Source organism: Niallia sp. RD1 (genome assembly GCF_024219955.1).
Taxonomy (GTDB): Bacteria; Bacillota; Bacilli; order Bacillales; family Cytobacillaceae; genus Niallia; species Niallia alba.
On record NZ_CP100420.1, the window covers coordinates 2781294 to 2792542 of the forward strand.

Genomic DNA, 11249 nt, shown 5'->3' on the forward strand with positions numbered 1-11249 from the left:
GGAGGAGCCTACGTGCAGGTTATTAACAATATTCATCAGCATTCATCTCATATTGAAGAAATCAAACAAGGAAGTATCGTTACTCCAATTGGCTTTCGAGCTGCAGGAGTACATGCCGGACTTCGATATAACAAGAAAGATATTGGTGCAATTGTGAGTGAAGTTCCCGCAAATTGCGCCGCTGTGTATACGACAAGTCACTTTCAAGCTGCACCGTTAAAAGTAACGCAAGAATCGATAGCAAAGGAAAAACAAATTCAGGCAGTGGTAGTAAACAGTGCCTGTGCAAATGCATGTACAGGAGAACAAGGCTTAAATGATGCATATCAAATGAGAAAGATAATGGCAAACCATCTTCACATAAAGGAAGAATATGTTGCTGTATCTTCAACTGGTGTCATTGGCGAATACCTGCAAATGGATAAAATCGAAAAAGGAATTAACCAATTTATCTTTGATTCTACCCTGGAACATGCTGAAGCATTTCAAGAGGCAATTTTGACTACTGACACAGTTATGAAAAAATGCTGCTATTCCGCTAGTATTGCTGGAGTAACCGTAACGATGGGAGGAACGGCAAAAGGTTCTGGAATGATTCATCCTAATATGGCAACGATGCTTGGATTTATAACGACAGATGTAAATATCTCGTCGGAAATTCTTCAAGACTCTTTAAGTAAAGTTATTCCTACTACCTTTAATCAAATTACAGTAGATGGAGATACTTCTACAAATGATACAGTGTTAGTCATGGCAAATGGAATGGCGAAAAACGAAGCTCTTACAGAAGAGCATCCTGATTATCCGATCTTTTTAGAGTTACTTTCTGCTACTTGTGAGAGTCTTGCCAAGCAAATTGCAAAAGATGGAGAAGGAGCTACAAAGCTAATAGAAGTAAAAGTTTCAGGTAGTAAAGATGATGAGGAAGCACGTGCTATTGCCAAGCAAATTGTTGGTTCCAATTTAGTGAAAACAGCAATTTATGGATCAGATGCAAACTGGGGAAGAATTATTACAGCTATTGGTCAAACAAATACAGCAGTTAACCCTGCTAGTGTTGATATTGCAATTGGAAATATCGTGATGCTTAAGGAAAGTGAACCACAATCCTTTTCAGAACAAGTTGCAATCAATTATTTAAATCAGGATTTTATTCAGATTTTTGTTGATTTGCATAATGGAAAAGGAGAAGGAAAAGCGTGGGGCTGCGATTTATCTTATGACTATGTAAAGATAAACGCAAGCTACAGAACTTGAGGTGATAATGGATGAAAACCATTGTTATAAAATGTGGTGGCAGTGTAATTGATCAGCTTACACCAGAATTTTTTACTAGTTTGAAAATGTTAAAGAATAATGGCTATCAACTTGTTTTCATACATGGAGGTGGTCCTGACATTAATGAAATGCTTGATCATTTTCAAGTGAAAGCGACCTTTCATAATGGACTTCGTAAAACGACGAAAGAGGCGTTGGAAATAGTTGAAATGGTCCTTTCAGGCAAAACCAATCGTAAGCTTGTTCAGTTATTAAGGGAGCATGGCTTAAGCGGGATTGGACTTAATGGGACAGATGATAATTGTATTAGTGCTTCTCTGATTGATGAAGAAAAGCTTGGACTGGTAGGTGCGGTTTCTGAAGTTAATATAAGGTTAATTTCTTCTTTATTAGAGAAGAATTTAATCCCAGTAATAACTCCATTAGGAATTACAGAGGACGGTAGAAAATTAAATATAAATGCAGATTATGTAGCCTCAGCAGTTGCTAAGTATTTACACGCAGAACAATGCCTCTTTGTAACAGATGTAGCAGGGATTTTAATAAATGGCGAGTTTCAATCAGTAATGGAGCAAGAGGAAATTAATCATTTTATCGAAGTCGGGCAGATCAGTGGGGGAATGATCCCAAAGGTTACCTCTGCCATAGCTGCACTAGAAAGTGGACTAAATAGTGTAATGATTGTATCAGGGAAAAAACAGTTTTTTGATGGTCAAGAATTACTTGGAACAAGAATCGTTGTGAAAGAAGGGATTGTAGAATGAGTCATTTATTCCCCACCTATTCAAAATGGGAGCTGGAGCCAGAATCAGCAAAAGGCAGCTACTTATACTGTAAAGATGGTGGTGTGTATTTAGATTTTACTTCAGGAATAGGAGTATGTAATTTAGGTCATTGTCACCCAGAAGTAAAAGAGTCTGTTGAACAACAATTAAATAAATTTTGGCACATTTCGAATCTTTTTCCAATAGATCTGCAAGAAAAGACAGCGGAAATATTGACAAATGCATCTGGATTAGATCTTGTTTTCTTTGCAAATAGTGGTGCTGAGGCAAACGAGGCAGCAATTAAGCTTGCGCGCAAGGCAACAGGAAAAACGAAAATCCTTACATTCCACCAATCCTTTCATGGTAGAACATTTGCGACAATGTCAGCAACAGGTCAGGATAAAATTAAGCAAGGGTACGGTCCGATGCTGGATAAATTTGAGTATGTTCCATTTAATGATTTACAAGCATTAGAACAACAATTAACAGAAGAGGTAGCTGCGGTAATGCTCGAGGTAGTTCAAGGAGAAGGCGGTATATATGTTGCTTCAAAAGAGTTTCTTCAAGGAGTAGAAGTGCTTTGTAAAGAAAAGGGTGCTTTATTGTTAATTGATGAAATTCAAACGGGAATTGGTAGAACAGGAAAAGCATTTGCCTTTCAGCACTTTGGAATTAAACCAGATATTATCAGTGTGGCAAAAGGAATGGCAAACGGAATCCCAACAGGTGCTATCGTTGCAGACGGGAGATTAAAGGAATTTTTTGGTCCCGGCAGTCATGGAACAACATTTGGAGGAAATCCAATAGCCATGGCAGCAGCTACTAAAACAATGGAAATAATCTTTCAACCCACTTTCTTAGAAGAGGTACAAACGAAAAGCGAATGGATTTTTAGTCTTCTAAAGCAAAAACTGTCTGGAAATCAACTAGTAAAGGATATTCGAGGATTAGGACTAATGATCGGAATTGAATTAGATATGCCTGTAGTTTCCATTTTAGAAGAATTGAGAAAAGAAGGATTAATCGTTTTAAATGCTGGAGAAAAGGTTATACGACTATTACCAAGTCTTAATACCCCAAAGGAAGATATAGAAAGAGCAATAGCCATTTTAGAGAAAAATTTAAATATTCATGCAAAATTAACGATCTGATATGTATTTTTTTGCATGTTTGTGTATAATTATAAGAAATAAAGAGTAACTATACATTCATTATAGAGGTGTATTCAATATGGAAGGTTATCTTCACTTAAACAATGGTGTGAAATATAAAGGTGATTTTGTTACAAATGGCGTTGTCAGAGAAATAAAGGGAGAAATCGTATTTTTTACTGGAATGACTGGGTATCAGGAAGTACTAACAGACCCATCTTATAAAGATCAAATTATTGTCTTTACGTACCCGTTAATCGGAAACTATGGCATTAATAAGGAAGATTTTGAGAGTAAAAAGCCTCACGTAGCTGGTGTTATTGTTTATGAAGCGAATAGTGACGCATATCATTATCAAGCTGAATATTCATTACAAGATTATTTGAATAAATGGAATATCCCGATGTTAGGCCATGTAGATACTCGCTCCATTGTAAAAAATATTAGACAATCAGGTTCCATGCCGGCCGTTATAACGGAAGAAAAAGAAATTTCAGTCCATACATTCTCTTTAAAGGAAGATGTCAAAGTAGCGAAAGTTTCAGAAATGAAATTTCAGACGTATGGACAGGGGAAATATCATATAGTCCTTGTTGATTTTGGCAAAAAGGAAAGTATGTTAACAGCATTATTAGAGCGTGATTGTAAAGTAACAGTCGTTCCATATGATACAGAATTTACACGTATTAAATCACTGCAGCCTGATGGCATTCTTTTATCAAATGGGCCTGGGGATCCAAAGGAATTAATAAGCATTCTACCAACGATTAAAGGGTTGATTAAGCATTATCCAACTCTTGGTATTTGTTTAGGACATCAACTTGCTGCATTAGCTCTAGGAGCAGAAACTACGAAACTATCATTCGGACATCGAGGAGCGAATCATCCTGTGATGGATCGCAAAAAAAAGAAGGTGATTATGTCCTCGCAGAATCATAGTTACGTAGTGAAAGAAGAAAGCTTGCTTACTACTGGCTGTGAAGCGAGATTTTATAATCTTCACGATGGTTCGGTTGAGGGACTATCTCACAGCATTTATCCATTACAAACTGTACAGTTCCATCCAGAAGCAAATCCAGGCCCTTCAGAAGGGTGTTATATATTTGATGAATTTATAGAAAATGTTAAAGCAAATAATGGGAGAGTTTTTGCATATGCCTAAAGACACGACGATAAAAACCATACTTGTAATAGGATCTGGACCAATTGTGATTGGTCAGGCAGCAGAATTTGATTATGCTGGCACACAAGCATGCATGGCTTTGAAAGAAGAAGGATATAAAGTCATTCTTGTTAATAATAATCCAGCTACGATTATGACAGATGAAACCTTTGCTGATTCAATCTATTTTGAACCGTTAACAGTAGATGTTCTCGAAATGATTATTCAAAAAGAAAAACCAGATGGAATTCTTGCTACTTTAGGGGGGCAAACGGGATTAAATCTAGCATTTCAATTGAGTGAACAAGGCATTTTAGAAAAGTATCAAGTGAAATTGCTAGGAAGCTCTATTGAATCTATCAAAAAGGGAGAAGATAGAGAAGCATTTAGAGAATTAATGTATCAATTAAATGAACCTGTACCAGAAAGCAAAGTTGTGCATGAAGTCGAAGAAGCTGTAGACTTCGCAAATGAAATTGGTTTTCCTATCATTGTGAGACCTGCATATACCTTAGGCGGAACTGGTGGCGGTATTGCTGGGGACATGGAAGATTTCATTAGTCTTGTATCTGGCGGCTTGAAAGAGAGTGCAATTGGTCAATGCCTAGTGGAAAGAAGTATTGCTGGCTTTAAGGAAGTAGAATATGAGGTAATGCGTGACAGTATGAATACATGTATTACCATTTGCAATATGGAAAACATCGATCCAGTCGGAATTCATACTGGAGACAGCATTGTTATTGCTCCATCGCAAACATTGACAGATGTAGAATATCAGATGCTGCGTTCTGCTTCTATTAAAATCATTTCTGCTTTAGGAATAATTGGCGGATGCAATATCCAATTTGCATTAGATCCGAACAGTAAGAAATATTATTTAATTGAAGTAAATCCACGAGTAAGTAGATCTTCTGCTCTAGCATCAAAGGCAACTGGCTATCCAATTGCGAGAATGGCGGCCAAATTAGCAGTGGGTTATAATCTCAATGAATTGATAAATCCGGTAACTGGAGATACATTTGCAAGCTTTGAACCTGCATTAGATTATGTCGTAGTAAAAATTCCGAAGTGGCCATTTGATAAGTTTCCAGCTGTCTCAAGAAAACTCGGCACGCAAATGAAGGCAACAGGAGAAGTCATGGGGATAGATCGCAATATGGAGCGGGCTTTATTAAAAGCAATTCGTTCTCTTGAGATAAAAGGAAGTGATTTAACACTCCCAGGGTTAAAGGATATGACAGTTGAAGCGTTATATGAAAAAATGCTTGAACAAACGGATGAAAGATTCTTTGTAATATTAGAATTAATTAGAAAAGAAGAGACTGTTGCAAAAATCCATGATTTAACAAAAATTGATTTATTCTTCCTGAATAGTTTTAAAAGACTAATAGGTATGGAAATAGAAATAATCGATTGTTCACTTCAAACAGTGACGAAAGAAAATCTACTGAAATGGAAAGAAAAAGGATTTAGTGATGCCTTCTTAGCTAGTGCCTGGAATAGCTCAGAAAAGGATGTTCGTGAAAAGCGAAAACAATTAGAAGTGCTTCCGATTTACAAAATGGTTGATACTTGTGCAGCCGAATTTGAAGCAAAAACTAATTACTATTATTCCAGTTTCTATGGAGAAAATGAGCAAAATAAAAGCAATAAACGAAAAGTACTTGTTATTGGTAGTGGACCAATTAGAATTGGGCAAGGAATAGAGTTTGATTATTGCTCGGTTCATGGCGTTTTTGCATTAAAAGAAGAAGGAATTGAAACCATCATTATTAATAATAATCCAGAGACTGTTAGTACGGATTTTGCAACAGCAGATCGTTTATATTTTGAACCATTAACAGTAGAAGATATTATGAATGTCATTGAATCGGAAGGTATAGAGGACGTAATTGTCCAATTAGGTGGTCAAACCGCCCTTAACGTCGCAAAAGAGCTAGAAGCCTATGGAGTTCATATTCTTGGAACAAATAGCAAGACGATTGATGTTTTAGAAGATAGAGATTTATTTTATAAGCTATTGGAGGAAGAAGATATTCCTCATATCCAAGGAGATATCGCAGAAAATGAGCAGCAGATCGTTGAATCAGTAAAGAAACTAGGCTATCCGGTTCTAATACGTCCATCCTATGTTATTGGCGGTAAAGGAATGGAACGCATAAACGATGAAGAAGCTTTACAATTCTACTTGCAAACAGATGTACCATATCCAGTGCTCGTCGATCAGTTTATGGAAGCTTCTGAAGCGGAATTGGATTTAGCTGCAGATGGAATGGATATTTGTGTTCCTACTATTATGGAGCATATCGAGAAAACAGGAGTACACTCAGGGGACAGTTTATCTTTATTACCTGCTAAAAACTTATCATTAAATGTAAAAGCAAAGATGATAGAGTACGCTCAAAAAATTGTGCGGCATACAGGCTATAAAGGATTAATGAACATCCAATATATCATAAATAAGGAAGATGTTTATGTACTGGAAGTAAACCCTCGTGCTAGTCGAACTGTACCGATTGTAAGTAAGGTGACTGGGGTATCATTAGTGCAAATTGCGACAAAAATATTGCTTGGGAAATATACGTTCACAGAAGAAGAAAAAGTATTTACTGACGAAATAGCATTCACTTGTATTAAATATCCTGTTTATTCAAATTATGCTTTAAAGGGCTTAGATTCTAAATTGGGGCCAGAAATGCGTTCAACTGGAGAGGGAATTGCGCTGGCAGATACGGTGGAAGAAGCCTTGAAAAAAGTATTTCATCCAACTTTAAAGAAAGTGTCAAAACAGGAGATGAAAATTGTCGTTAAAACGACAGAAGATGTAGTGGATATTTGTAAAAAGGCTGAACTAGTCCATTTATCAGTTGAAATGGCTGATAATAAGACAGTTGAATCGTTATTAGCAGATAAGGGAACGATTGCCTTTTACAATCCAACAAATTTACAAGAAGATAAACAATCTCGTGAATTAGCAACTAGAAATCGAATTATTACTTTTACACAAAAAGAAAGTTTAGAGGCATTTATTTCATCCTTTAAAGGGAAGGAATTAACCGTTCATTCGATTCAGGAATGGCATGAACATATAAGAAAAGGAGTGAGTACTGTATGATGATTGCATCAGACCTAAATTTAAAGGGAAAAGATTTACTAACATTAGCAGATTATTCAAAGGAAACGATTCTTGAATTAATCAATAAGGCAAAAACGATGAAGGAAGCACACTTAAAGGGGGACATCATTACTCCTTTAAAAGGGAAAACATTGGGAATGATTTTTGAGAAATCATCTACGAGAACAAGAGTGTCCTTTGAAGCAGGAATGCTACAGTTGGGTGGTCATGCACTGTATTTAAATAGTCGTGATCTTCAAATTGGCAGAGGGGAGACAATTTCTGATACTGCAAAAGTTCTGTCCCAATATGTAGATGCGATAATGATTCGTACATTTTCTCACAACATTGTGGAAGAATTAGCAGAACATGCAACAATACCGATTATTAACGGCCTAACGGATTTATACCATCCATGTCAAGCATTAGCAGACTTACTTACTTTATTAGAAGTGAAAGGAACTTTACAAGGTCTTAAGCTTGCATATATAGGAGATGGAAATAATGTTGCTCATTCCTTGCTAATAGCATGCTCAAAAGTAGGAATAGATATTTCCATAGCGACACCAAAAAACTACGAAGTGGATGCAAAGGTGGCAGAATTAGCATCTGCTTTTGCTAAAGCAAGTGGAAGTAAGATTATTTTAACAAATAATCCTGTAGAGGCTGTTCAACAGGCAGATGCAATTTATTCAGATGTTTGGACCAGCATGGGTCAGGAAGAAGAAAATGAACAGCGCTTAAAGGATTTTCAAGGCTTTCAAATTAATACAGAATTAGTAAAGCATGCAAAAGCTGATTATATATTTTTACATTGTTTACCAGCACATCGTGAAGAAGAAGTAACAACAGAAATTATCGATGGCGGTCATTCCTATGTCTTCCAGCAGGCAGGCAATAGATTGCATGCACAAAAGGCATTACTGGTTGAGATTTTAAAATGATTAGTAAATAAATCCCTCAGGACTATTAACAATGGAAGTGATTGTTAATAGTACTTTTTTGTTTTGGCTGTTTTCGTAAAGTTTGTTGCGATTACCCGCAGCCAGAATACACTTCGTTGAGCTCCTCAGCTTCGCCTCCGGGGTCTCAGACCGTCTCGCTAATCCAACAGGAGTCTACGTGTATTCCGGCTGCTCCATTTTTCCAACTAATTGTTTTTTCCTATTGAAAAAACAACAATCCTTTAGAAAAACTCTCATGGCGGCGTTACCCGCCGCCACCGTCTATCATGAAAACTTGCTCCTATCCCATGATAGAAAGTCTAAACCACTTAACACCTGACCATAATTAATAGTACAATACGACCAGTCCGAAGACTGTTTGGTGGATCAATACAAGTTGATACCCCGTTAGAAAAACTGGTTGTGACAGTTTAAAAGAACCGTCTAATGTGTTTATAAACACGAATACAAAAATTTTGTATGATGACTTCTGTCGCTTGTATTGTATTAAAATCTTTGAGGTGATTATATGGAAGCTATGATTGAACGGTGTGCAGGCCTAGATGTACACCAAGAAACAGTAGTTGCTTGTGTTTTATTTGGTTCATTAGATAAAAAACCAAATAAAGAGATTCAAACCTTTCCAACAACCACAAGTGGCCTTTTGGCACTTAGCGACTGGCTATCCTCACACAAAATAACGGATGCTGTAATGGAAAGTACCGGTGTATATTGGAAGCCCGTTTGGAATGTTATAGAATGTGACTTCCAATTAATCCTCGCCAATGCCCAACATGTTAAAAATGTTCCCGGAAGGAAAACAGACGTAAAAGATGCGGAGTGGTTAGCTAAACTTTTGCGTTCTGGACTAATTGAAAAAAATTTTGTACCGCCCAAAGAAATTCGTGATTTGCGAGATTTAACCCGGTATCGTAAAAAACTCATCCATACACGAACTTCTGAGCGCAATCGAATCCACAAAATTCTACAGGATGCAAATATTAAACTAACTTCTGTTTTATCTGACATTTTTGGTGTCACTGGTTGTCGCATTATTGAAGCCCTAATAAACGGCGAAAAAATAGGTGTGTTTGAACTTCAACAAATGGTTGATTCAAGAGTTAAGGCGAGCACAACAGATATTGCAGAAGCCCTTAACGGTGGAATACGTAAACATCATATTGATATGTTACGTTTCCATTGGGACCATATCAATCACATCGATGAAACAATCGAAAAAGTAGTTGAACGCATAGACCAAGCGCTTATTCCTTATCAAGAGGAGTGCGAACTACTAGATACCATACCGGGTGTGGATAAAAATGCATCCGCAATCTTTATAGCTGAAATGGGTGTAGACATGTCAGTATTTAAAAGTTCTAAACATCTAGCCTCATGGGCTGGAGTGAGTCCAGGAAATTATGAGAGTGCCGGTAAAAAAAAACAGGTAAAACTCAGTACGGAAACAAATCATTAAGAACCACCGCTGTTGAATGTTCCATGGCTACAGATAGACAGTATAATCGCATATCTGCACATAGAAAAAGAATTATGAAACGACAAGGAAAATCGAAAGCACGGATCGCTTCCGCTCATTTAATCCTAACAATTGCTTACAATATTTTAAAAACAAGGCAACCATATCAGGAACTAGGCCCTGATTATGTTGATCTCGAACAAAGTAAAGAACAAAAAATGATTCAATACTTAAAAAGGAAAGGGTATCGTATTGAACCCACTAATGAACAAATTGCTTAATGAATAACAAAAGCACTATATTTAATCATTCCTAGCCTTTTAAAAAAGTTCAAATTTAGAAGGTTCAGCTTAGTGTTGCCTTTTACCTAAAGAGTTTTCATACAAACAGCCTTTGTTTTTTACAAACCAGCGATTATACAATCCAGATATGTAAAGGGCAGTAAGACCCAACCAACCCAACCCGCGAGGAAGCTAGGTATTTGTAAAGGTTTGATAAGTGCACACCCAATCATGGAAGTATTCTTTATAGCATGCTCTAATAAATAAAAAGTATTTACTTCTACCAGTCATTATTTTCCGTAATGTTCAATCAAAAAAAGGCAATACTAATAAGCAGTTAAGTAAGACGATTTTTGCTTCGTGTTTACTTAGCTTTCGATTTGGTAATGGATAAAGGAGGAGTTTATTTTGGGTCAAAATAGACAGTTTCGTCCAGGGCAAAAGGCACCAAACAATGGTTTATATATAGAAATTGGTGAAACCGGAAGTAACGTAAATAATCCTCAAAAATTAAAAATGAAAGCCGGAGATCGCTTTCCAGAAACGTCCAATCACAATAGATTATGGTCGTATCAAAGAAAACCTTAAGAATGTATTTTTAAGGTTTAAAATGAAGTTTAATTTTCTTGAGTTGTTTCTTGCTGCAAGCATTTTGACTCCTAGAGGAGATAAAGGAAAGTGGGAGATCTAATATAATAGGCTTAGCTAAGAGGCTCCCATTTCTCTCGGGAGATCTTGTTAACACATTGGAAGATCGAGGAAGCAAGGTGTTGAAAAAGGTCCGATAAGTGCAACTAACTATCAGGTTTTAATTAAAATTATTTAAAGATGAGGATGGGACATAACTAAATAGATACTCTGTAAAGACGAACAATTTCTAATATAGCTAGTAAATAGCGGCTGCTTTCGCACACTTTTTACAAGAGGAAATATAATTAGTTGGAAAAACAGAGCAGCCGGAATACACGAAGACTCCTATGGGATTAGCGAGACAGTCTGAGACCCTGCAGGCCACAGGCAGACCGCGGCTCAGCGCGAGCCCCATGGAAAGCGAAGTGTATTCCGGCTGCGGGG

The 11249-nt window shown here is 36.9% G+C and carries 9 protein-coding genes; all 9 read left to right on the forward strand.

What is annotated here, in order from left to right; all coding sequences use genetic code 11:
• Positions 1-12: 12 nt before the first annotated feature.
• Positions 13-1257: a bifunctional ornithine acetyltransferase/N-acetylglutamate synthase gene (gene argJ, locus NKG37_RS13385; protein ID WP_224427411.1), complete on the forward strand. Its 1245-nt coding sequence runs from the start codon at positions 13-15 to the stop codon at positions 1255-1257.
• A gap of 11 nt (positions 1258-1268) precedes the next feature.
• The gene (gene argB / locus NKG37_RS13390) at positions 1269-2042 is read left to right on the forward strand and encodes an acetylglutamate kinase (protein ID WP_254414790.1); all 774 of its coding nucleotides are present in this window, start codon (positions 1269-1271) and stop codon (positions 2040-2042) included.
• Positions 2039-3196, forward strand: coding sequence for an acetylornithine transaminase (locus tag NKG37_RS13395; RefSeq protein WP_016204625.1), 1158 nt, complete (start codon positions 2039-2041; stop codon positions 3194-3196). The genes argB and NKG37_RS13395 overlap by 4 nt, the downstream gene beginning before the upstream one ends.
• Positions 3197-3275: 79 nt before the next feature.
• Positions 3276-4358, forward strand: coding sequence for a carbamoyl phosphate synthase small subunit (locus tag NKG37_RS13400; protein WP_169188118.1), 1083 nt, complete (start codon positions 3276-3278; stop codon positions 4356-4358).
• On the forward strand, positions 4351-7473 hold the full coding sequence (locus NKG37_RS13405; RefSeq protein WP_169188119.1) for a carbamoyl-phosphate synthase (glutamine-hydrolyzing) large subunit: 3123 nt from the start codon (positions 4351-4353) through the stop codon (positions 7471-7473). The genes NKG37_RS13400 and NKG37_RS13405 overlap by 8 nt, the downstream gene beginning before the upstream one ends.
• A complete protein-coding gene (gene argF / locus NKG37_RS13410; RefSeq protein ID WP_040344143.1) occupies positions 7473-8417 on the forward strand; it encodes an ornithine carbamoyltransferase in 945 nt (314 codons plus the stop codon). The genes NKG37_RS13405 and argF overlap by 1 nt, the downstream gene beginning before the upstream one ends.
• A 529-nt stretch (positions 8418-8946) precedes the next feature.
• Entirely contained in the window at positions 8947-9894 is a 948-nt protein-coding gene (locus tag NKG37_RS13415) for an IS110 family RNA-guided transposase (RefSeq protein WP_040343487.1), read from the forward strand.
• Positions 9895-9917: 23 nt separating this feature from the next.
• A complete protein-coding gene (locus NKG37_RS13420; protein ID WP_040343490.1) occupies positions 9918-10175 on the forward strand; it encodes a hypothetical protein in 258 nt (85 codons plus the stop codon).
• A 408-nt stretch (positions 10176-10583) separates the two neighbouring features.
• Entirely contained in the window at positions 10584-10763 is a 180-nt protein-coding gene (locus tag NKG37_RS13425) for a YjzC family protein (RefSeq protein WP_016204629.1), read from the forward strand.
• The last annotated feature ends 486 nt before the right edge of the window (positions 10764-11249 follow it).